Source organism: Allochromatium palmeri (assembly GCF_009720725.1).
In the GTDB taxonomy this organism is placed as follows: domain Bacteria; phylum Pseudomonadota; class Gammaproteobacteria; order Chromatiales; family Chromatiaceae; genus Thermochromatium; species Thermochromatium palmeri.
Genome location: NZ_WNKT01000010.1, coordinates 85,251 through 105,907 on the forward strand (window position 1 = coordinate 85,251; position 20,657 = coordinate 105,907).

General features: G+C 63.8%; 21 protein-coding genes. 11 read left to right on the top strand and 10 right to left on the bottom strand.

The window, feature by feature from the left end:
• Positions 1–41: 41 nt before the first annotated feature.
• Complete coding sequence (locus tag GJ668_RS06990) at positions 42–1,166, bottom strand: DegT/DnrJ/EryC1/StrS family aminotransferase (RefSeq protein WP_155449428.1); 1,125 nt, start codon at positions 1,164–1,166, stop codon at positions 42–44.
• A 316-nt stretch (positions 1,167–1,482) separates the two neighbouring features.
• Between GJ668_RS06990 and GJ668_RS06995 the strand changes: the two genes are divergently transcribed.
• The 8 genes from GJ668_RS06995 to GJ668_RS07030 all read left to right on the top strand — a co-directional run bounded on the left by GJ668_RS06995 (position 1,483) and on the right by GJ668_RS07030 (position 7,667).
• Positions 1,483–2,214 (top strand): META domain-containing protein, encoded by a 732-nt coding sequence (locus GJ668_RS06995; protein ID WP_186342941.1) that lies wholly within the window; start codon positions 1,483–1,485, stop codon positions 2,212–2,214.
• Between the two features lie 105 nt (positions 2,215–2,319).
• Entirely contained in the window at positions 2,320–2,520 is a 201-nt protein-coding gene (lptM, locus tag GJ668_RS07000) for an LPS translocon maturation chaperone LptM (RefSeq protein ID WP_155449430.1), read from the top strand.
• A 22-nt stretch (positions 2,521–2,542) separates the two neighbouring features.
• On the top strand, positions 2,543–3,814 hold the full coding sequence (gene lysA / locus GJ668_RS07005; protein WP_155449431.1) for a diaminopimelate decarboxylase: 1,272 nt from the start codon (positions 2,543–2,545) through the stop codon (positions 3,812–3,814).
• A complete protein-coding gene (locus tag GJ668_RS07010) occupies positions 3,811–4,485 on the top strand; it encodes a class I SAM-dependent methyltransferase (protein ID WP_155449432.1) in 675 nt (224 codons plus the stop codon). The genes lysA and GJ668_RS07010 overlap by 4 nt, the downstream gene beginning before the upstream one ends.
• Positions 4,482–5,318 (top strand): diaminopimelate epimerase, encoded by an 837-nt coding sequence (gene dapF, locus GJ668_RS07015; RefSeq protein WP_155449433.1) that lies wholly within the window; start codon positions 4,482–4,484, stop codon positions 5,316–5,318. Before GJ668_RS07010 ends, dapF begins: the two co-directional genes overlap by 4 nt.
• Positions 5,319–5,331: 13 nt before the next feature.
• Positions 5,332–6,027, top strand: coding sequence for a DUF484 family protein (locus tag GJ668_RS07020; RefSeq protein WP_155449463.1), 696 nt, complete (start codon positions 5,332–5,334; stop codon positions 6,025–6,027).
• A gap of 7 nt (positions 6,028–6,034) precedes the next feature.
• Complete coding sequence (xerC, locus tag GJ668_RS07025) at positions 6,035–6,988, top strand: tyrosine recombinase XerC (protein ID WP_155449434.1); 954 nt, start codon at positions 6,035–6,037, stop codon at positions 6,986–6,988.
• 19 nt (positions 6,989–7,007) lie between these two features.
• Positions 7,008–7,667, top strand: a complete 660-nt coding sequence (locus GJ668_RS07030; RefSeq protein WP_155449435.1) for a sulfotransferase family 2 domain-containing protein — start codon at positions 7,008–7,010, stop codon at positions 7,665–7,667.
• A 2-nt stretch (positions 7,668–7,669) separates the two neighbouring features.
• Here the strand turns inward: GJ668_RS07030 and GJ668_RS07035 are convergent, their stop codons facing one another.
• Positions 7,670–8,458, bottom strand: a complete 789-nt coding sequence (locus GJ668_RS07035; protein WP_155449436.1) for a DUF2189 domain-containing protein — start codon at positions 8,456–8,458, stop codon at positions 7,670–7,672.
• Between the two features lie 303 nt (positions 8,459–8,761).
• On the opposite strand from GJ668_RS07035, the gene GJ668_RS07040 reads away from it, so the two are divergent.
• Entirely contained in the window at positions 8,762–9,730 is a 969-nt protein-coding gene (locus tag GJ668_RS07040) for an MBL fold metallo-hydrolase (protein WP_155449437.1), read from the top strand.
• An 80-nt stretch (positions 9,731–9,810) separates the two neighbouring features.
• On the opposite strand, the gene GJ668_RS07045 is transcribed toward GJ668_RS07040, so the two are convergent.
• The 8 genes from GJ668_RS07045 to ppdK form a co-directional block, all read right to left on the bottom strand.
• A complete protein-coding gene (locus tag GJ668_RS07045; protein ID WP_155449438.1) occupies positions 9,811–10,005 on the bottom strand; it encodes a zinc-finger domain-containing protein in 195 nt (64 codons plus the stop codon).
• Positions 10,006–10,038: 33 nt separating this feature from the next.
• Positions 10,039–10,962, bottom strand: a complete 924-nt coding sequence (locus GJ668_RS07050) for a branched-chain amino acid transaminase (protein ID WP_155449439.1) — start codon at positions 10,960–10,962, stop codon at positions 10,039–10,041.
• 108 nt (positions 10,963–11,070) lie between these two features.
• Entirely contained in the window at positions 11,071–13,923 is a 2,853-nt protein-coding gene (gene glnE / locus GJ668_RS07055) for a bifunctional [glutamate--ammonia ligase]-adenylyl-L-tyrosine phosphorylase/[glutamate--ammonia-ligase] adenylyltransferase (protein WP_155449440.1), read from the bottom strand.
• 101 nt (positions 13,924–14,024) lie between these two features.
• Positions 14,025–14,957, bottom strand: coding sequence for a hypothetical protein (locus GJ668_RS07060; protein WP_155449441.1), 933 nt, complete (start codon positions 14,955–14,957; stop codon positions 14,025–14,027).
• A gap of 88 nt (positions 14,958–15,045) precedes the next feature.
• On the bottom strand, positions 15,046–15,960 hold the full coding sequence (locus GJ668_RS07065; protein ID WP_155449442.1) for a D-hexose-6-phosphate mutarotase: 915 nt from the start codon (positions 15,958–15,960) through the stop codon (positions 15,046–15,048).
• A 10-nt stretch (positions 15,961–15,970) separates the two neighbouring features.
• The gene (locus GJ668_RS07070) at positions 15,971–16,387 is read right to left on the bottom strand and encodes a type II toxin-antitoxin system HicB family antitoxin (protein ID WP_155449443.1); all 417 of its coding nucleotides are present in this window, start codon (positions 16,385–16,387) and stop codon (positions 15,971–15,973) included.
• Positions 16,388–16,390: 3 nt separating this feature from the next.
• Positions 16,391–16,579 carry a type II toxin-antitoxin system HicA family toxin gene (locus GJ668_RS07075; protein WP_155449444.1) on the bottom strand — a complete coding sequence of 63 codons (189 nt, stop codon included), beginning with the start codon at positions 16,577–16,579 and terminating at the stop codon, positions 16,391–16,393.
• A 25-nt stretch (positions 16,580–16,604) separates the two neighbouring features.
• Complete coding sequence (gene ppdK, locus GJ668_RS07080; protein WP_155449445.1) at positions 16,605–19,373, bottom strand: pyruvate, phosphate dikinase; 2,769 nt, start codon at positions 19,371–19,373, stop codon at positions 16,605–16,607.
• A gap of 224 nt (positions 19,374–19,597) precedes the next feature.
• Here ppdK and GJ668_RS07085 point away from each other — a divergent pair, with 224 nt between their 5' ends.
• Positions 19,598–19,996 carry a hypothetical protein gene (locus tag GJ668_RS07085; protein ID WP_155449446.1) on the top strand — a complete coding sequence of 133 codons (399 nt, stop codon included), beginning with the start codon at positions 19,598–19,600 and terminating at the stop codon, positions 19,994–19,996.
• Between the two features lie 3 nt (positions 19,997–19,999).
• Positions 20,000–20,587, top strand: coding sequence for a GNAT family N-acetyltransferase (locus GJ668_RS07090; protein WP_155449447.1), 588 nt, complete (start codon positions 20,000–20,002; stop codon positions 20,585–20,587).
• Positions 20,588–20,657 lie beyond the last annotated feature (70 nt).

Genomic DNA, 20,657 nt, shown 5'->3' on the forward strand with positions numbered 1-20,657 from the left:
ATTCCGACGTAACCACCAACCTGCTGCACGACCGGCCTCAATCAAAGTGCTGTCGCCCCGGCCACGGCCTCGACCACGCGCACCTGCGTCTCTTCGTCCAGATAGGGATGCATGGGCAGACTCATGACCCGGCGCGCGACCGCCGCGCAGACCGGATAGGCCTCGCCCGGCAGACCGACATGGAACACCGGCTGTTCGTTGAGCGGGATCGGATAATGGATCGCCGTCGGGATGCCCTGTTGATTGAGCGTTTCAGCGACCGCGTCGCGATCCTCGACCTGGATCGTATATTGGGCATAGACCGACAGGTTGTGCGGATGGACATGGGGCGTGAGCACGGGCGCACCACCGACATCGGTGCCGACCGCGCCGCGTGCCTGGAACAGCTCGGTATAGCGCGCACCGATCCGGGCGCGGGCCTCGACCTCCTCGGGGAAGATCTCCATCTTCGCGAGCAGGATCGCCGCTTGCAGGGTATCCAGACGCGCATTGAGTCCAAGACGCGGATGATGGTAGCGCCGGTCCTGACCGTGGTTGCGGATCTCGCGCATGGCTGTGGCGAGCGCGTCGTCGTCGGTGAAGCAGGCACCGGCGTCGCCATAGGCGCCGAGCGGCTTGGCCGGAAAAAACGAGGTGCAGCCGATACGTGAGAGTGCGCAGGAGCGCCGGCCGCGATAGCGGGCGCCGAAGCTCTGGGCCGCGTCCTCGATCACCGGCAGCCGATGACGCTCGGCCACGGCGTTGATGGCGTCCATGTCGGCGCACTGGCCATAGAGTGAAACCGGCATGATGGCGCGCGTGCGCCCGGTGATGGCCGCTGCGAGCTTGGCCGGATCGATGTTGTAGGTGACCGGATCGATGTCGACGAACACCGGACGCGCCCCGAGCAGTGCGATCATTTCGCCGGTAGCGATGAAGGTGAAGGGCGTAGTAATGACCTCGTCGCCGCGGCCGATCTCCAGCGCCATCATGGCCGCGAGCAGCGCATCGGTACCGCTCGACAGCCCGATACAATGACGCGCGCCGACGAACTCGGCCAGCCGCTCCTCCAGTTCCTGGACTTCCGGTCCCTGGATGAACTGACCATGGTTGAGCACGGATTCGATGCGGGCCTTCACATCGTGGTCGATACGGGCGTACTGGGTCTTCAAATCGATGAATTGCATGCGGATCGCCTTGGCGAGTCTCTCGCCGTCTCTCTCTGGAAAGGTGTCCCAGACCGCTGCGGGTGTGTTGCATCGGTCGCTCGGGGCATGGAGAATCCCTGGATTATAGGATCGCCGCCCGCGACCGGGGCCGATATTTCATACTTTGTTGCAACATGGACATGCGGGAGCTTCGATCATGCCTGACCCCTTGCGCGCGCTCGTTGGTATGGGAGTGATGTTGGCGTTGGCTGGATCCGTCCAGGCCCAGACCGCGCCATCTGCCTCCGCACCCGCTGATCCGGCTCAGGAGCAACCGGCTCCTGAATCTGAACCGATGCCTGTGCCATTCGTGGGCTTGGAGTGGCGTCTGACCGCTTATCGGAGCGACTCCGGCCTGACCGAGGTCGTGCCCCGCTCGCGACCGACCGAGTTTCGTTTCGAGGATGGTCAGTTCTCAGGCAGCACCGGCTGCAACCGGATCCAGGGCGCTTATACCGTCGAGGGGGCCGACTTCAGGTTCGGCGAGGGACTGGCTGCAACCCGCATGGCCTGCCCCGGACCGCTGATGCAGCAGGAAGCCGCAGTCATCCAGGCCTTCCAGGCCGTCACCCGCTATCGCCATACCCCGGATCATCTCGAACTGCTCGATGAGCACGGCGAGATCGCGCTGAGATTCAGCCGTCTCGGCGCCGAGACCCCAGCCGACCCGCTGCTGGGACGCACCTGGAAACTCGACAGCTACAGCGACGGGCACGGAGCCGAACTCACGCCGATCAAGGGCACCCGGATCGACCTGAGCTTCGACCCACGCGGTCGGATCAGCGGCTCGGATGGCTGCAATCGCTATCTAGGCGGCTTCACGCGCTCGGGTCAGGCGCTGTCGATCGGCCCCATCGCCACCACGTTGATGGCCTGCACCGCCAGCGATGCACACGCCGAGCAGGGACGGGCCTATGCCGAGTTGCTCGGTCAGGTGAGCGCCTATCGGATCGAGAACGGGCATCTGCTCCTGCTCGATGCCAATGGCGCGATTCTGGCGCGTTTGCAGGCCATGCCCGCAGAGTGATCCGCATGGTTTCGTGCGGTTTCACGCCGGCGCCGATCCAAACCATCAGGGTGTGTTGGGTTATACTCGCGCGTCCAAAACCACGCTTTCGGATCGGAGTCGACCATGCGCTGTTGGGCCAATAATCTCTTCATCGCCATCGTCGTCCTGCTGGGCACGCTCGCCATGCTCGGTGCCTGCGGTCAGAAGGGCGAGCTTTATCTGCCCGAACCGGCCTCCGAGTCCGGTACGCCGCCCGGCGCCGATGTTCCGACCGCGCCGCCGGCGCCACTGGAGTCAGATGTCGCGGGCGCGTCTCAACCCTAACACTCAGGTTTCTCCACGCCGCATGGATCACTTCAACGACCGCGACGGACTCCTCCACGCCGAGGAGGTGCCGCTCACCGAGATCGCCGAGCGCTTCGGCACGCCCTGCTATGTCTATTCGCGCGCCACGCTCGAACGCCACTGGCGCGCGTTCGACCGCGCCTTTCGCGATCACCCGCACCTGATCTGCTTCTCGGTCAAGTCCAACTCCAACCTGGCGGTGCTCGATGTGCTCGCGCGTCTGGGATCGGGCTTCGACATCGTCTCGGTCGGCGAACTGGAACGGGTGCTGGCCGCCGGCGGCGATCCGTCCAAGATCGTCTTCTCAGGTGTCGGCAAGCGCGCCGACGAGATCCGCCGCGCGCTCGAGGTCGGCATCCGCTGCTTCAATGTCGAGTCAGAGTCCGAACTGACCCGGATTGATGGGATCGCCGCTGAACTCGGGGTCAAGGCGCCGGTATCACTGCGCGTCAACCCGGATGTCGACCCCCAGACGCATCCGTACATCTCCACGGGTCTAAAGGAGAACAAGTTCGGCATCGACATCCATGAGGCCGAGTCGGTCTATGCGCTCGCCGCCGCCATGCCGAACCTGAAGGTCGTCGGGATCGACTGTCACATCGGCTCGCAACTGACGGATCTGGCACCCTTCATCGACGCGCTCGGGCGGGTGCTGGCGCTGGCTGACCGGTTGTGCGCCTCGGGGATCGCCATCGAGCATCTGGACCTGGGTGGCGGACTCGGCATCCGCTATCGCGAGGAGCATCCACCGGAACCGGCCGCCTATGCCGCCGCCATGAGCCATCTGCTGGCCAATCGCCCCTATGAGGTGATCCTGGAGCCGGGACGCGCCATCGTCGGCAACGCCGGCGTGCTGCTGACGCGGGTCGAATATCTCAAGCACAGCTCGCACAAGCATTTCGCCATCCTCGACGCGGCCATGAATGATCTCTTGCGTCCCGCGCTCTATCAGGCCAACCAGGAGATCGTGCGCGTGGTGAGCGAGACCGACGCCGATCCGAGTCATTACGATCTGGTCGGCCCGGTGTGCGAGACGGCGGACTTTCTCGGCAAGGACCGCACCCTGGCGCTGGAGGAAGGCGATTTGGTGGCGGTGCGCGGGGCCGGGGCCTATGGCTTCACCATGAGTTCCAACTACAACAGCCGTCCGCGCGCCGCCGAGGTCATGGTCGATGGCGACCGCACCTATCTGGTGCGCGAGCGCGAGTCGATCACGGATCTCTATCGCGGCGAACAGCGGCTGCCGTCCGAGACCACGACCGTCATCGCATGAAACGTCGTCCCGAACCCGAAGAATTGATGGATGGCGAGGACCAGGCGCTCGCCTATGCCGAGGCCGATTTCAACGCCTCCAACACGCTCTTCATCGAGCTGCTGCGCCGACTGGTGCCCGGATCTCTGGCGGGCGCTGTGGCGCTTGATCTCGGGTGCGGACCGGCGGATATCGTGATCCGCTTTCTGCTGGCCTATCCGGGCGCGACCTGTGACGCGCTCGACGGCTCGCGCCCGATGCTGGATCTGGCTCAGCAGGCGCTCGACGCACGGCCGGAGATCGCCGCGCGCGCCCGATTGCTGCACGACGTCATCCCGTCCGGGCAGTTGGCGCGCGGTCACTATGATCTGGTCATCTCCAACAGTCTGCTGCATCACCTGCCCGACCCCGCCGTGCTGTGGCGGACGATCCGCGAAACGGCCAAGCCGGGCGCGCCGGTGCTCGTCATGGACCTGATGCGCCCAGCCTCGGCCGGCTGGGTCGAGGCGCTGGTCGAGAGCTATGCGGGTAGTGAGCCCGAAATCCTGCGCACCGACTTCCGTAACTCGCTCTATGCCGCTTTCGAGCCGGCCGAAGTGACCGAGCAGCTCGCCGCCGCCGGTCTGGACAGTCTGGAAGTTGCGGTGGTCAGCGATCGGCATCTCGCCGTCATGGGACATCTGCCGACATGAGACTGCGCTTCACCAAGATGCAGGGACTGGGCAACGATTTCGTCGTCTTCGACGGCGTGCGCCAGCGGGTCGACCTGGACGCCGAGTTCGCGCGACGTCTGGCCGATCGGCGTTTCGGTGTCGGTTGCGATCAGATCCTGCTGGTCGAGCCGCCGCGCCTGCCTGATACCGATTTCCACTACCGGATCTTCAACGCCGACGGCTCCGAGGTCGAACAGTGCGGCAATGGCGCGCGCTGCTTCGCGCGCTTCGTCCGCGATCAGGGTCTGAGCGACAAGGACGAGATCCCGGTCGGCACGGCGGCTGGAGCGATTCGACTCTATCTGGAGCCGGATGGACAGGTGCGGGTCGATATGGGCGCACCGACGTTCGATCCCGCCCGCATTCCCTTCGAGGCCGAGTTCGAATCCGAGGACGCGACCTATACGCTGGATGTCGCGGATCGGACACGCACCATCGGTGTGCTTTCCATGGGCAACCCACACGCGGTGCTGATCGTCGAGGATGTCGATTCAGCGCCGGTCGACACGCTTGGACCGCTGATCGAGCATCATCTGGACTTCCCGCGCCGGGTGAATGTCGGTTTTATGCAGATCCTCGGGCCGAACGCGATCCGGTTGCGGGTCCATGAGCGCGGCGCGGGCGAGACGCTCGCCTGTGGTACCGGCGCCTGTGCGGCTGTCGTGAGCGGGCGTCGGCGCGGACGGCTCGACGAGCGGGTGCGGGTCGCCCTGCCCGGCGGCGAACTGGTGATCGAATGGCGAGGACCAGATCATCCGGTCTGGATGACGGGGCCGGCCGTCCAAGTCTTCGAGGGCGAGATCGAACGATGAGAGAACAGGCGTGATGCATCAGGCCGAACAGAGCCAGAATGAGGTGTTCGACCAGGAACAACGGGTCGCCGAATATCTGATGGCCCATCCGGACTTCCTTGTCCGTCATCCAGAGGTGCTGACGGCCATTGAGGTACCGCACGGCGTTACGGGCGCCGTGTCGCTGATCGAGTATCAGGTTCGCGCGCTGCGCCGCCAGCTTGCAACCGAACGTAATCGCTTCATCCATCTCATCGCCCGGGCGCGCGAGTACGAGTCGCTCTCGACCCGTCTCCATGGTCTGATTCTGCAACTCATGGTTGTCGACGACTCAGAGCCGCTCTGTCACCTGCTGCGCGAAACTCTGCTGCGCGAGTTCCATGCCGAGGCGCTGGCGTTCAAGCTCTTTGCGCTCGCGGCCATCGAGGAGGGGGCGCCGCACGACCCCCTGGCCAATGCCTTCGCCGATTTCATCGATCGTCGCAACGCGCTCTGCGGTCCACTGAGTCCTGAACGCGCCGTGGCCTTGTTCGGCGAGGGCGGTGCGGGCATCCATTCAGCCGCCATCGTGCCGATCCATGCCAGCGGTCAGTCGGGCATCATCGCCATCGGCAGTGCGGACGCCACCCGCTTCAGTCCCGACATGGGCACCGATTTCCTGAACCGGCTCGGCGAGATCATCAGCCAGAAGCTCAGGGCGATTCGCTTCAGTGGCTGCGAACCGCACTGATCCAGCCATGCCCACACGCCTGGACACGCCCACCGCGCAGGCGCCGATCGAGATGACGTTGATCGAGCGCTTTCTCGCACATCTGGCGCACGAGCGACGGCTGTCCGACCACACGGTCACGGCCTATCGGCGCGACCTCGTCCAGATCAGCCGCTGGCTGGCCGATCAGGACGCGGGAGCGCTCGAACAGCTCGATGAGGCCGGCATCCGCCGCTACACCGCCTTGCGTCATCGTCAGGGCGTCTCGGGCAAGACGCTCCAGCGCGAACTCTCCAGCCTGCGCGGGTTTTACCGCTGGCTGCTGCGCGAGAATCAGGCGCAGGTCAATCCAGCCGTCGGCCTCCGCGCGCCCAAGAGTCCGCGCACGCTCCCGCGCACCTTCGACACCGATCAGCTCAGCGCCTTGCTTAATCCAGTCGATGAAGACCCGCTCATGATTCGCGACACGGCCATGGTCGAACTCTTCTATTCGTCGGGTCTGCGTCTGGCCGAACTGGTGGGCGTCGATCTGGGCGATATCGACATGCGCGAGGGTGAGCTGGGCGTGATCGGCAAGGGCGCCAAGAGCCGGCGCGTCCCCGTCGGCCAGAAAGCGCGCGAGGCGGTCGAGCGTTGGCTCGCGGTGCGTCCGGCACTGGCCAATCCGGACGAGCGGGCGCTGTTTGTCAGTCTACGCGGTCAACGCATCCATCCGCGCACGGTCGAGAAACGGCTCGAACGCTGGGCGTTGGAGCGCGGCGCGAGCCAGCATCTGCATCCGCATCTGCTCAGACACAGTTTCGCGACCCATCTGCTGGAGTCCTCCGGCGATCTGCGCGCCGTCCAGGAACTACTCGGGCACACCGACATCGGTACCACCCAGATCTATACCCATCTCGACTTCCAGCACCTGGCTCAGGTCTACGATCAGGCCCATCCGCGCGCGCGCCGGAAGTCCTCGAAGCCGGACGATCGATCCTGATCGCCGCGACGCTCGCATCATGCTCCTGTCACCCAAATACCGCTTCCTGTTCGTCCATATCGCCAAGACCGGCGGCACCAGCGTGCGCGCCGCGCTCGAAGGTCTGCGCTGGCGTGATCCCTGGTACTACCCGATGTTTCTGTGCAGTCGCTTCAGTCATCTGAGTGGTCATCGGATCGCGACCAAGCTGCCGCGTCACGCCAAGGTAGTCGCGGCCAAGGAGCTGCTGCCCAGGGCGTATTTCGACAGCCTGTTCAAGTTCGCCTTCGTGCGCAATCCCTGGGATCTCCAGGTCAGCTCGTTTCACCACATCCGGCGCGAACGTCCGCAGTATCTCGGCGGACATGAGACCTTCGAGGGGTTCCTGCGCTGGAAGCTCGATCCGGAGCGGCCTTATCAGTATCACATCGATACGTCGATCACGCTCCAGACCGATTATCTGATCGATCTCGGCGGCGCGGTGGTGGTGGATTTCATTGGGCGCTATGAGCACTTGCACGCGGACTTCGCGACCGTCTGCGAACGCATCGGCATTCGCACTCCCGCCCTACCCCACGAACGTCAGGCCCGGGACCGGACGCGCGACTACCGGAGCTATTACAGCGACGAGACGGCCGAGCTGGTCGCGCGCCAGTTCGCGCGCGACATCCAGATGCTCGACTATCGCTTCGATCCCTGATCTCAGGGACTGGGCACCAGATCGCGATAGGCATGCCAACTGGCGTGCCCGACGAGCGGGATGGCGATGAAGAGCCCCAGATAGAAGGTCACCAGCCCGGCGCCGACGATCAGCACGATCAACCCCGCCCAGAGCAGCATGGGGCCGGGATTGTGCAGCACGGCGCGCACACTGGTGCGCATGGCGGTCAGTGCGTCGAGATGCCGATCCACCAGCAAGGGCACGGTGATGGCCATGATGCCGAAGACGACGGCCGCGAAGCCGGCACCGATGACGGTGATGGTCGCCAGCAGGAGCAGGTGATCTCCCGAGAAAAACACGACCGGCAGGAAGTTGTCGAGCGTCGGGAAGGGATCATCGAACAGCAACGCGATCGACACCAGCGAAACCACCAGCCAGGCTTGCAGGGTCACGAACAGAAAGGCCGAGATCATTCCCAACTGCCCCTGATTGCGCTTGAACGCCTCCAGCGCCTGACAGGACTCCAGCGATTCGGCCCGCTCCAGATGGGCGCTCATCTGATAGAGTCCGATCGACAGCATCGGCGCCATCAGAAAAAAGCCGGCGATCAGGAAGGGCACCAGGAAACTCAACTCGCCGAGGATCATCAGCGTGGTGATCAGCAGACTGAGCAGCACGATCGCGGTTCCATAGGTCAGGCTGTATCCGGGCGCGGCGCGAATATCGGTCCAGCCCTTGCGCAGCCACTCCCAGGGGTGGCTGAAATCGATGGTCGAGACCTGAAGACCTTCTTGATGATTGAGTCGGTCGACTGTCATCACGTGTGGCATGGCGAAATCCTCCAAATCTTTTTTATGTCGTTATAACCACAGGCGGGGCGGTTTTTTATCGTTCGAAGCACGCAACCCAACACCCGATCTTCTAATGAGGTGGTATGGGGTGCAGTTCAACCATCCACGAGTTTTCTCTCGAAGGCAAGAGAAAACTTCAGTATTTACAATCGTTAATATTCTAAATATCCGGCCCGTCGCGCTATCTGTACCGATCCCTTAGACTAGCGCCTCTGTATTCGACTGCCGGCGCCTCCCGTCTCCACGAAGCGCTCCGGCTTGTTACTGGAGATCTGATCGACTATGCCCCAAACTCACTTCCAAGAGATCGCCGAGGGTATCTACTGTATCGAGACCGGACTCTATCGCCACGGTTTGGCCGCTGCCTATCTGGTGCGCTCGGGCGAGCGTCTGGCCTTCGTCGATACCGGACCGGCCAATGCCGCCCCGGCGCTGCTGGCGACCGTCGCCGCGCTCGGCCTGACACCCGAGCACGTCGACTATGTGATGCCGACCCATGTGCATCTGGACCATGCCGGCGCCTCGGGTCATCTGATGGCGGCCTGCCCCAACGCGCGTCTGGTGGTCCATCCCAAGGGCGCACCGCACCTGATCGACCCGAGCAAGCTGATCGCCGGCTCCAGCGTCGTCTATGGCGAGGAGAATTTTCTGCGCGACTTCGGCGCGCCCCAGCCGATCCCGGCCGAGCGCGTCATCTTCGTTGAAGATGGGCAGACCTTCGATCTGAACGGACGCACCCTGACCTTCATCGACACACCTGGGCATGCCAATCATCACGGCTGCATCCTCGACAGCCAGACTCAGGGCTTCTTCACCGGCGACACCTTCGGCATCGCCTATCGCGAGTTCGACACACCGAACGGTCCCTGGCTGTTTGCGCCGACCACGCCGGTCGCCTTCGATCCAGAGGCCTGGCTCACAAGTGTCGACACGCTGATGGCGCATGAGCCGCGCGCCATGTATCTGACGCACTATGGCCGTGTCGACCGCCCGGCTGAGCACGTCGAGGCTCTGCGCCAGAGCATCCGCGATCTGGCTGAGCTGGCGCTGCGAGAGGAAGGACAGCCCGAGGACGGGCGACAGGGACGGATCAAGGAGTCGGTCACGGCGCATCTGACCCAGCGCGCGCGCGAGCATGGTGTGGATCTGCACGATGCGCACATCCAGGAGCTACTGACGGTCGATACCGAACTCAACGCCCAGGGGCTGGAGGTGTGGCTCCAGCGGCGGGCGAAGCGAAGCCAAGGCTGATTCAGCTTTCAACCGCGCGCATGAAAAACGAATCCCAACATCAGATGTTGGGATTCGGCGTTCCTGCATAGCGTCTAGTACTAGACGAGCCGATACCTAGCCCCACAATAGGGACAGACCGCCTCGTGATGCGGATCATTCTCAATCGACAAATAGACCCGAGGATGCATGTTCCAGACCGGTGCGTCCGGCTGCGGACAGCAAAGCGGTAGATCCTGACGACTGACTTCGATCGGCGGCGACTCCTGGAGCGTCGCTGTGGCTGTGTTCGACATAGCTGTGGTCTCCTAACGGCGAAGATGGCTAGGTTACACCAGCGCGAGCCATTCCGGATGCGACTCGCGCCGCCCGTGGACCTGATCGAAATAAAGCGTCTGCAAGCGCTCGGTGATGGGTCCGCGCGTACCCGAACCGATGGCGCGCCCATCGATCTCGCGGATCGGCGTCACCTCGGCGGCGGTGCCGGTGAAGAACGCTTCATCGGCGATATAGACCTCGTCGCGCGTGATGCGCTTCTCGACCACCCTCAGCCCGAGTTCCTCGCACAGCGTCATCACGGTGCGTCGCGTGATGCCGTCGAGCGCCGAGGTCAGGTCCGGCGTATAGAGCACGCCATCGCGCACGATGAAGATGTTCTCGCCGCTGCCTTCCATCACGAAGCCCGAAGCATCGAGCAGCAGCGCCTCGTCATAGCCATCGCGCAGCGCCTCTTGCAGCGCCATCATCGAGTTCATGTAATTGCCGTTGGCCTTGGCGCGGCACATGGTGGTGTTGACATGATGGCGGGTGAAGGACGAGACCTTGATGCGGATGCCGTTGCGCATGTTGTCCTCGCCCAGATAGGCGCCCCAGGACCAGGCGGCGACCATGCAGTGCACCTTGAGGTTGTCGGCGCGCAGACCCATGCCTTCCGAACCATAGAAGCACATGGGGCGAATATAGGCCGACTCCAGCCCGTTCTCGCGCACCACGGCGCGTTGAGCGGCGTTCAGCGTCTCGCGATCGCAGGGCATGGGCATCCCCAGGATGTGCGCCGAGCTGAACAGGCGGTTGGTGTGCTCCTCCAGCCGGAAGATGGCCGTGCCCTTGGCCGTCGGATAGGCCCGGACGCCCTCGAAGACCCCCATGCCGTAGTGCAGGGTGTGGGTCAGTACGTGGGTCTTGGCCTCGCGCCAAGGCACCATTTCGCCGTCCAGCCAGATCAGGCCATCACGGTCTGCCATCGTCGCCATGTGTCATCACTCCGCTAGTCCCAGGGCGTATCGCGCCCCGAGTTCGATCTTGATAAAAACGGTTAGGGACTGACCGAAGCGCTCGCCTCCGGGCCAGCGCCGTAAGCGTCAGTCGTCCATCAATTCATGCCACAACGCCCGCACACGCTCGCGTTCGGGCTGTAGTTCGTCGTCGGGCACGGTCTTGGGCTGCTCGCGCAAGGCACTGCGATGATAGGCCGCGCGCAGCGACTTGTAAGCCTCGGTGAGATCCTGGGCGCAATGCCCCGGGAGCAGATCGAGCCGCGCCAGGGTGTCGAGCAACCGCACGTTGTCGGTCCAGTCGACCAGTGCCGGGTGGCTGGCCGCCCAGCGCAGGACAGCGTATTGAACCATAAACTCGATATCGGCAATACCGCCCGCGCCCTGCTTGAGATCGAAACGCCCGTCGCCGCTTTTGTCGAGGTTCTCGCGCATCTTGGCGCGCATCTCGCGCACGTCGCGTCTGAGCTGATCGGGATCGCGCTCGCGACAGAGGATGGCGCGACGGATGTCTTTAAAACGCGCGGCCAGACCCGGATCACCGGCGACCGGACGCGCGCGTACCAGTGCCTGATGCTCCCAGGTCCAGGCATCGTTTTCCTGGTAGTGGGTGAAGGAGGTCAGTGAGCGCACCAGCATGCCTTTGCTGCCATCCGGGCGCAGTCGCATGTCGACCTCGTAGAGCTGACCCGAGGGCGTGCGCGTGGTCATCATGTGAATAATGCGCTGACCGAGCCGCGCATAAAACTGCTCATTGCTGATCTCTTTAGCCCCATCGGTCATGGCGCTGACCGAGTCGCTGCCATGCAGGAACACCAGATCCAGATCCGAGTCATAGCCCAACTCGATGCCGCCGAGCTTGCCATAGCCGAGCACCAGGAAGCCCGTGTCCTCGCCCGTGATGTCAGTCGGTCGACCATGCCGGGCGGCCAGATGGGCCTGGGACAGATCGAGCACGCGCGTGACCGCGACCTCGGCGATCTCGGTCAGATAATCGCTGACCACCATCAGTGAAATGGTCGCGGTCAAATCCGCTGCCGCCACACGCAACTGGTTGCCCTGGGCGAACTGATGCAGTCGCTCCATCTGCTGCTCCAGATCCTCGGCGTCGACATGGGCCAGCAGCGCATCCAGCTCGCTCTCCAGACTCTCGCGGCGCAAGGGCGCATAGAGCCGACGCGGGTCGAGCAGTTCGTCGAGCAGCAGCGGATGACGCCCGATCTGATCGGCAAACCAGGGGCTGAGGCTGGAGAGCTGGATCAGGTGCGTGAGGATCAGCGGATGTTCGGCGAGCATCGCCAGATAAGCACTGCGGCGTGCGACGGCTTCCAGCACGCGCAGCACCCGCTCCAGCGCCAGATCGGGGTGCGTGCACCCGGCCGCGACGCACAGCACATGCGGCATGATCAGGCTCAGACGCTCGTGTCCGCGCGCGCTCAGCCCCTTGCGCACACAGGCTTCGCGAAACTGCTGGACACGGGCGCGGACGCTCTCCGGATCGGCAAAGCCCGCGCGTTCGAGCAGTTCCAGTTCATGATCGGCGTCGCGGTCGCCCTGCCAGACGGCGCTCAGGGGCGCGTCCTCGACTTCAGTCTCAGTGGCCGGCAGCGCGAAGACCGCGTCGAAATGCTCCTGGACTAGACGCCGATGCGCGTCCAGATCAATAGCGAAGGCGGCCCAATCCATATAGCCCATCGCGCGAGCCAGTCGGAGCTGTCCCGGGCCGTCGTCCGGCAGCCGGTGGGTCTGCTGATCGCGATAGGCCTGAAGCCGGTTTTCAACCAAGCGTAAAAAGACATAGGCCGCATCGAGCTGAGCGACGGCCTCGGCGGGCATCAGCTCGCGTTGGGCCAGCCGCGCCAGCACGGTACGGATCGGACGCACCTGAAGCTCGGGATCGCGCCCGCCGCGCACCAGTTGGAACGCCTGACCGATGAACTCGATCTCGCGGATGCCACCGGGGCCGAGCTTGATATTGGCGTCCATGCCGCGCCGGTAGAGTTCCTTGGCGATCAGGCGCTTGAGTTCGCGCAGTGACTCAAAGGCGCCGAAGTCCAGGTAGCGCCGGTAGACGAAGGGACGCAGCATCGCCATCAGTTGTTCGATGTCGTCGGGATCGCCGGCGACTGGACGCGCCTTGATCATGGCGTAGCGTTCCCATTCGCGCGCCTGGGACTGGTAGTAGTCCTCCATCGCCTGAAAACTCATGGCCAGCGGGCCGACCTCGCCGAACGGACGCAGGCGGGTGTCGACGCGGAACACGAAGCCATCGACGGTTTTGTTAGCCAGTGCCTGCACCAGACGCTGGCCGAGGCGCACGAAGAACTGCTCGTGACTGAGCGAACGCCGACCGCCCTCGATCATCCCGGGCTGAGCGAACGCCAGGATCAGATCGATATCGGAGCTGAGATTGAGCTCACGCGCCCCGAGCTTGCCCATGGCCAGCACCAGCAGGCGCAGCGGACGTCCGGACGGGTCGCACGGCGTGCCCAGCTCGGCACAGATCCAGGGATAGAGCTGATCGAGCGCACCCCGGATACAGACATCGGCCAGCTCCGACAGATCCTCCAACGTCTCTTCCAAAGGGGCTAGATTGGCGATGTCGCGCCAGATGATCCGCATCATCTCGCGGCGGCGGAACAGACGCAGGGCTTTCTGGAGCGCGGGTTCATCCTCGGCACCCGCGAGCCGGGCATCGAGCCGACTGGACAGGTCACCAGCCCCATAGGTCTGATCGAGATCGCCGCTTGCAATCAGCTCGGCGAACTCGGACGGATGGCGCGCGGCCGAGATGGCCAAGTACTCGCTTGCCTCCCACACCCGCTGCCGCGCCCGCTCGAATTCAGGGTCGTTCGGCGGGGTCAGACCCTGTTCGCTGGCCCAGGCGAGCCAGTCTTGCCAGTGGGATTCGGTCAGGGTGTCGGCAGATACGTCGGACATGGCTGGCTTCACAGGGCAGGCGGTTGGCATGGATGTGGTCGCTGTGGAGGCGCATCGCGATGCTCTGCCCATCCTTGCGACCTGAATCGACAGTTGGCCGGTCAGTGATCCCGGTGCTGTTTGGCCAACCAGGCTTCGATGGTGGCAGGGTCGAGGCGCTTGAGCACATCTTCCGCTTCAAGCCCCTTCAGGCGCTCCTCGGCATCGAAGTGCTTAAGCACCTCATCGGGATCGAAGCGCTTAAGCACCTCATCGGCATCGAAGCGCTTGAGGATGGCGTCTGGATCGCGTTTCATCACCCGGTCGATGGCGATCTCCTCGGCCTCGCGCAGAAACTCTTCCATGGTGTAGGCCATATTGGATACCTCTCGTTGGTAGATCAGATGCAGGTATTCGAGCAGCGCCCAGTGTCCGCCCGGGGTCGGGTTTGGATAGCGGGCGCGGTAGTGGATCAACCCTTGACGCAGTCGATCACGTTCGCTGGCGAAGAGTTCCCAAGCGACGTTGCGCGGGTGGGGAGCGATTTCGTTGAGCACGATCAGGCGCACCACCTGTCCGCCCCAGGGTTGATCATAGACCCCGTCCCAGGCGGTCGGTTGCAGGGGATGGGTGGCGTTGAGGCGACGCGGACAGCGGGTGGCGACGGCGTAGAGGCCGAAGGCGCTAGACGGGTGGCGTTTGCCTTCGGAGTTCAGGTGGAGCTTGCGGTAGTTGACGTAGTGTCCGATCAGTTCGTCGAGCGCCCAGGCGTTGAGGGCTTCGTGATGGGATTTGTAGGTCAGCAGGTTGTGCGCGCGCAGATTATCCAAGCCGTCGGGCAGGTCGGGCGGGAACCGGCGTTCGGCACCTTCCCCGACGGCTTCGATGATGGCCACATCCAGCAGTTGGCTGCGCACGGCCAGTTCCTGTTCGAGTTCGACACGCCAGGGGGCACCCTCGAACAGCTCGGTCAGGGCGATGCCGAACAGGCGGTGCCATTGGCGCCGGGTGTCTTCGCCGGGGACGGAGGATGATGGTGTGGTGTCGGTGCTCATAGGGGCAGTCTAGCTGATCGGACTCAGCGGCGGGAGTGGCGTCAGCACCTTGACTGCAAAGACGCCATCCCGAATCAGGGCATGAGCGTTACAGGGGTTCGATTCGATAGTCGGCGCCGATGCGCGCCTCACCCTGGGGCTGGATGGTGATGATCTCGGAGGCGGCGTTGACGGTCTCGACACAGACGAAGCGTTGGTAATCGGCATCATCGAGATCCGGCAGCGCCTGCGCACCGGCGATCCAGGGATTCCAGACCACGCAGGTGCGACTGTGCGTGCTGTCGATCCGAATCCGGCGTTCGAGCGCTGTATCCTCGATCACGAGCTGGGGCGGCACGGATTCGTAGATGCGATTCACCTCGGCATCGAGACCCAGCGCACCGGACTGGACACCGACCGCGTCCGGCGGTGCGTCCGCCGCCTTGTCGAGATAACGGCAGCCATTGAGTCCAAGGATGCTGACCTGAGCCGGGTCGCCAATCTGGAAATAGGCGTGCAGGCCCTGTGTGATCGCGAAGGGTTCATCACCCGCGTTGCGCGTGGTCAGCACCACCGACAGAGTCGCCCCCACAGTGACCTCGACCCAGAGATTGAAGTAATGCGGCCAGAGCGCGCGCGTCGTTTCATCGTCCGCCAGCCCGAACCGCACCCAGATTGCGCCATCGGGCCGCGTCTCACACGCCAGCACCGACCAGGTTCGCAAGCGTGCAAAACCGTGGATGACACGCGCCGGGTCGTCGGGATCACGCCCGAACCAGGGCCAGCAGATCGGCACGCCGCCCTTGATCTCCTGGTCCGGGGCAAAATAGGCGCGCTCGCCGACGAACAGCAGCTCATCGCGCGCCCCAGCCGGGCGGTAGGACAACACCTGAGCACCATGCGTGGTCAGGGTCGCCCGCGCCAGTCCGTTGTCGATCTCGATCAGCGTCAAACCGCCCGGCCCTTCGACGAAATGCAGGACGTCAGGGAGCGCAAAGGCGGCATTCAGGGCATCGAGATCCATGCGTTTTACCTCACTGGTTCCGGCACGGCCCTTCGCGCCCTATCGCTTCGCTGGCGACCTGCGTCAGAAAGGCCGAACGACTCAGATGACGCGCTTTGGCGTGCGCATCGATGCGCTGGAGCAACCGTCGCGGCACCCGGATATTGATCTTCTCGGTCGGACCGAAATAACGCTCGATCGGTGCATCGATCACTACCCACACCGCCCCCGCAAAGTCCGGATTGGCCTGATGCTCGGCAAGCGGACGCGGACAGGGCACGGCGTCTCCGTCATCCATCAGCAGCTCGACATGGGCATCGATGGCCTCGTAGGCGTTTTCGATCGCCTGATCCAGACTCTCACCCGCCGAGAAACACCCCGGAAGATCGGGCACTGTGACCCCATAGGCCACGCCATCATCAGTATGCAGGGCCAATGCCAATCGCATGACTCACTTCCAGGGCCAGCCGGCCTGACGGTAGATGCTGCGCAAGGTCGGCAGCGGAATATCGGCTTTCGGATGCGGAACCGTGACCAAGCCCGGCTGCCCGGGCCGACGGAACTGATGATGCGAGCCTTTCATACGCACCAGCACCCAGCCGTCGGACTCCAGGCGCTTGATCACATCGCCGCTTTTCATAGTGCAAGACCGGCAGGTCTCGCCATCAACCTGACTTCAAGGCCGCATGCGCCGCCGCCAGTCGCGCAATCGGCACGCGCGGACCTGAGCAGCTCACATAGTCGAGTCCGGCCTGATGACAGAAGCCGATCGACCCCGGATGCCCGCCGTGCTCGCCGCAGATGCCGACATGCAGATCGGGCTTGACCGCCCGCCCCCACTCCACGGCCAACTGCATCAGCTTGCCTACGCCCTTGACGTCGAGCACATCGAACGGGTTGTCCTGCAACAGACCCGACTGATTGTAGAGCGGCAGGAACTTGTTCTCGGCATCCTCGCGCGAGAAAGAGAAGGTCGCCTGCGTCAGGTCATTGGTGCCGAAGGAGAAGAACTCGGCCTCCTCGGCCAGCGAGTCGGCGCGCATACAGGCGCGCACCACCTCGATCATAGTGCCGAACTGGAACTTGACCGGCTTGCCGTAATGCGCGGCAACCTCACTATGGATGGTCTCGACATATTCCTTGACCTTGCGCAGTTCCTGCACCGTGCAGACCTGCGGCACCTTGATCTGCGGATGGACCTCGATGCCCGACTTGGCGCACTCGGCGGCGGCTTCCAAAATAGCGCGTACCTGCATCTGATAGATCTCGGGGAAGGTCATGCCGAGCCGCACGCCGCGATGTCCCAGCATCGGGTTGGTCTCGTAAAGCGCACGCACCTTCTTGAGCATCGCCTCCTTCTTTGCGATGGCTTCCTCGATCACCGCTGGGTCGAGCATGTGACGCGCGGTCTCGACCTCGCGCCGCAAGCCCTCCGCGGCATGCAGCAGCCCCATGGCTCCCGACAGGACGCCCACGCCACGCGCCGTCTGACCCAGCACCCGCAGCTCGGACAGCTCGCGTTCGAGCACATGCTCGTCGGGCAGGAACTCGTGGATCGGCGGATCGAGCAGCCGGATGGTGACCGGATGCGGCGACATCACCTCGAACAGGTCATGGAAGTCCTGACGCTGCAAGGGCAGCAGCCGGTCGAGCGCCTCCTGACGCGCCTCGGGCGTATCAGCGACGATCATTTCGATCACGATCGGCAGCCGCTCGACATCATTGAACATGCGCTCGGTGCGTGCCAACCCGATGCCGACCGCGCCATAGCGTCGTGCGCGACGCGCATCGTCCGGGGTGTCGGCATTGGCCAGCACCTTGAGTTTGGCCAACTCGTCGGCCCAGCCGAGCAGGGTATGGAGTTCGGGCGTGAAGTCCGGTTCCACCGTTGGGATCGCGCCCAGATAGACCTTGCCCGAGGTGCCGTCGATGGTGATGACATCCCCTTCCTTGAAGCTGGTCAGCCCAACGCGCGCTTCGCGCCGGTCGACATCGACACTGATGCCTTCAGCGCCGGCCACGCACGGCTTGCCCATGCCGCGCGCAACCACCGCCGCGTGCGAGGTCTTGCCGCCGCGCGATGTCAGGATGGCTTCGGAGGCGAAGAAACCGTGGATGTCCTCCGGCTTGGTCTCCTCGCGCACCAGGATGACTTTAAGTCCCTGCTCCTTGCCGAGCTGTTCGGCGCGGTCGGCGTCGAACACCGCGATGCCGGAGGCCGCGCCCGGCGAGGCCGGCAGACCCTGGGCGACCGCTTCGGCCTTGAAACTTGGATCGAGACGCGGGAACAGCATCTGTTCCAGTGACTCGGGCGCGATGCGCAACAGGGCCTGTTCTTTAGTAATGAGTCCCTCGCGTTCCATCTCGACCGAGGTGCGCACCATGGCGACCGTGTTCATCTTGCCGTTGCGGGTCTGGAGACAATAGAGCTGACCCTGCTCGATGGTGAACTCGAAGTCCTGGATTTCGCGGTAGTGAGTTTCGAGCTTGTCGCGCAGTTCGTCGAGCTGATCGGCCAGTTCGGGCATCTCGACCCGGAGCCGGTCGAGCGGCTTGGGGGTGCGGATACCGGCGACCACGTCTTCGCCCTGGGCGTTGACCAGATACTCGCCGTAGAGCTTGTTCTCACCCGTGGCTGGATTGCGGGTGAAGGCAACGCCGGTGGCCGAGTCGTCGCCCCGGTTGCCGAAGACCATGGTCACGACATTGACCGCCGTGCCATTGGCCATATCCGGGGTGATATGGAACTGCTTGCGATAGTCGACCGCGCGCTTGCCCGACCAGGAGTTGAAGACGGCCTTGATGGCGATTTCGAGCTGCTGATAGGGGTCGGTCGGGAAGGGCTGGCCGGTGGCGTCCTCGACCACCTTGAGGAAGCGTTCGCAGGTCTCGCGCAGGTCGCCGGCGGAGAGATCGACGTCCTGCTTGGCGTGAGCGGCCTCCTTGATAGCGGCGAATTCCTTGTCGAACGCCTCGTCATGCACGCCGAGCGCGACCTTGCCGAAAAGCTGGATGAAGCGCCGGTAAGCGTCGTAGCCGAAGCGCGGATCGTCGGTGGCACGGATCACGCCTTGCAGGGTGTCGGCGTTCAGACCCAGGTTGAGGATGGTGTCCATCATGCCCGGCATCGACATCGCCGAGCCTGAGCGCACCGAGACCAGCAGCGGATTGTCCGGGTCGCCGAAGCCCTTGCCGGTCTTCTGCTCCAGGGCGCGCATCTGTCCCTGGACCTGCTCGATCAGGCCGGGCGGCAGCGCCTGTTTAGGTTCGTCGAGATACTCCAGACAGGCCGCCGTGGAGATGACGAAGCCGGGCGGGACGTTCAGCCCGATCTGGGTCATCTCGCACAGGTTGGCACCCTTGCCGCCGAGCAATTTTTTGTCCTTTCCATCGCCGTCCTCGAACGCAAAGACATACTGAGTCGTGGTGTCCATCGATGGGGTCCGCCTCTTCTTCTTTGGTTAGTTGTGATGGGTCTGGCGCTTCAGGCGACATGCTGCCATATCCGACGCGCGCGGGGTACCGTGGATTTTTGGCGAATCCAGCCGGAGGAGCACCAACGACACGACCGGCACCGGGATGATCGAACCGCGCGGAAATCCATTTGCAGATTTCGGTTCCGGTGAGTAATCTTTTACTCAAAAGCAGGAGGTGACCGATGGCGCGTTTTCAAGCCCTGACCAACGCTGTACTCGAAGCCGAACTCGATCTGTTACGCGAGCGGTTCGGACTCGGACCGAATCAGAAGGCTGATCTCTTGCGCGAAATGGCGGTGATCGCAGGTTGGGTCGCGCGCCAGATGCAGCAGGGGCGGGTCATCGAGGCACGCTGCGGCGACATGGTCGAGCGACTTCAGCATCCGGCGCTGGAGCGTTCGAGCGCGGCGGAAAATCGATCCGCAGGCGAGCGGCTGGTCTTGAGCGATGCCGAGGTAGAGCGTCTGGCGACTCTGCTCGAACGGGGGTTCGATCCGCCTCCGGCCTTGCGCGCGGCGCTCGCGAATCTGGCGCAAGCGCCGCGGCGGCCCCCGTCGTTGCGCTGGTCGCCGTTGGACTGAGCCATGCCGCTACGCATTGAGCCGCTGGATCGCTCCCATCGTCCATTGCTCGCCGACTTTCAGAATCCATGCCCTGGTCTGGTGGACTATCTGCGGCGATACGCCTTACGTCACGCCGAAAAGGATCTCCTGGCGCGAACCTATGTGGCCATCGACAGCGGAACCGGCATGCCTCGGTTGGCCGGTTATTTCAGTCTGACCACTGTCAGCGTTGAACGCGGATCGCTGGCGCCGCTTCCCGACTTGAACCGGCTGCCTCGCTTCCCGATTCCAGGAATCCTCCTGGCACGGCTCGCGGTCGATACCCGTATTCGCGGGCAGGGATTGGGCCGTTACCTGTTCGAGGAGGCGCTGGGTCTGACGCTGCAACTTGCGCAGAACGGCCCCGTGGCCTTCCGCCTGTTCGTCACCGATGCCCTCGATGCCGAGGCGCAGTCTTTCTACGCGCATTTTGGGTGCGCGCCGCTGAGTGAGGGGTTTCCCTGCCGGATGGTTCTGGATCTGCGTCCGCTGCTGTGGGGTCAAACCGAACCGGACACCAGAACGGCGGCAGGCGGCTCAGACGATTCCAGCATCCAGCCGATTGGGTAAGCGGCGCAACTCGTTCGCGCACGAAATGTGCAGCGCTGCGTCACGCGGAAACAAAAACACTGTCCGCCGC

Excerpts from the sequence above, each read along its gene's own strand:
- GJ668_RS07075 (WP_155449444.1), bottom strand. The coding sequence starts at position 16,579 with ATGAAAAGCGGCGATGTGATCAAGCGCCTGGAGTCCGACGGCTGGGTG.
- GJ668_RS06995 (WP_186342941.1), top strand. The coding sequence starts at position 1,483 with ATGCCTGTGCCATTCGTGGGCTTGGAGTGGCGTCTGACCGCTTATCGG.
- dapF (WP_155449433.1), top strand. The coding sequence starts at position 4,482 with ATGAGACTGCGCTTCACCAAGATGCAGGGACTGGGCAACGATTTCGTC.
- GJ668_RS07035 (WP_155449436.1), bottom strand. The coding sequence starts at position 8,458 with ATGCCACACGTGATGACAGTCGACCGACTCAATCATCAAGAAGGTCTT.
- GJ668_RS07065 (WP_155449442.1), bottom strand. The coding sequence starts at position 15,960 with ATGGATCTCGATGCCCTGAATGCCGCCTTTGCGCTCCCTGACGTCCTG.
- GJ668_RS07085 (WP_155449446.1), top strand. The coding sequence starts at position 19,598 with ATGGCGCGTTTTCAAGCCCTGACCAACGCTGTACTCGAAGCCGAACTC.
- GJ668_RS07070 (WP_155449443.1), bottom strand. The coding sequence starts at position 16,387 with ATGCGATTGGCATTGGCCCTGCATACTGATGATGGCGTGGCCTATGGG.
- GJ668_RS06990 (WP_155449428.1), bottom strand. The coding sequence starts at position 1,166 with ATGCAATTCATCGATTTGAAGACCCAGTACGCCCGTATCGACCACGAT.
- GJ668_RS07020 (WP_155449463.1), top strand. The coding sequence starts at position 5,332 with ATGCATCAGGCCGAACAGAGCCAGAATGAGGTGTTCGACCAGGAACAA.
- GJ668_RS07050 (WP_155449439.1), bottom strand. The coding sequence starts at position 10,962 with ATGGCGACGATGGCAGACCGTGATGGCCTGATCTGGCTGGACGGCGAA.
- glnE (WP_155449440.1), bottom strand. The coding sequence starts at position 13,923 with ATGTCCGACGTATCTGCCGACACCCTGACCGAATCCCACTGGCAAGAC.
- GJ668_RS07060 (WP_155449441.1), bottom strand. The coding sequence starts at position 14,957 with ATGAGCACCGACACCACACCATCATCCTCCGTCCCCGGCGAAGACACC.
- GJ668_RS07030 (WP_155449435.1), top strand. The coding sequence starts at position 7,008 with ATGCTCCTGTCACCCAAATACCGCTTCCTGTTCGTCCATATCGCCAAG.
- GJ668_RS07040 (WP_155449437.1), top strand. The coding sequence starts at position 8,762 with ATGCCCCAAACTCACTTCCAAGAGATCGCCGAGGGTATCTACTGTATC.
- xerC (WP_155449434.1), top strand. The coding sequence starts at position 6,035 with ATGCCCACACGCCTGGACACGCCCACCGCGCAGGCGCCGATCGAGATG.
- ppdK (WP_155449445.1), bottom strand. The coding sequence starts at position 19,373 with ATGGACACCACGACTCAGTATGTCTTTGCGTTCGAGGACGGCGATGGA.
- lptM (WP_155449430.1), top strand. The coding sequence starts at position 2,320 with ATGCGCTGTTGGGCCAATAATCTCTTCATCGCCATCGTCGTCCTGCTG.
- GJ668_RS07045 (WP_155449438.1), bottom strand. The coding sequence starts at position 10,005 with ATGTCGAACACAGCCACAGCGACGCTCCAGGAGTCGCCGCCGATCGAA.
- GJ668_RS07010 (WP_155449432.1), top strand. The coding sequence starts at position 3,811 with ATGAAACGTCGTCCCGAACCCGAAGAATTGATGGATGGCGAGGACCAG.
- GJ668_RS07090 (WP_155449447.1), top strand. The coding sequence starts at position 20,000 with ATGCCGCTACGCATTGAGCCGCTGGATCGCTCCCATCGTCCATTGCTC.
- lysA (WP_155449431.1), top strand. The coding sequence starts at position 2,543 with ATGGATCACTTCAACGACCGCGACGGACTCCTCCACGCCGAGGAGGTG.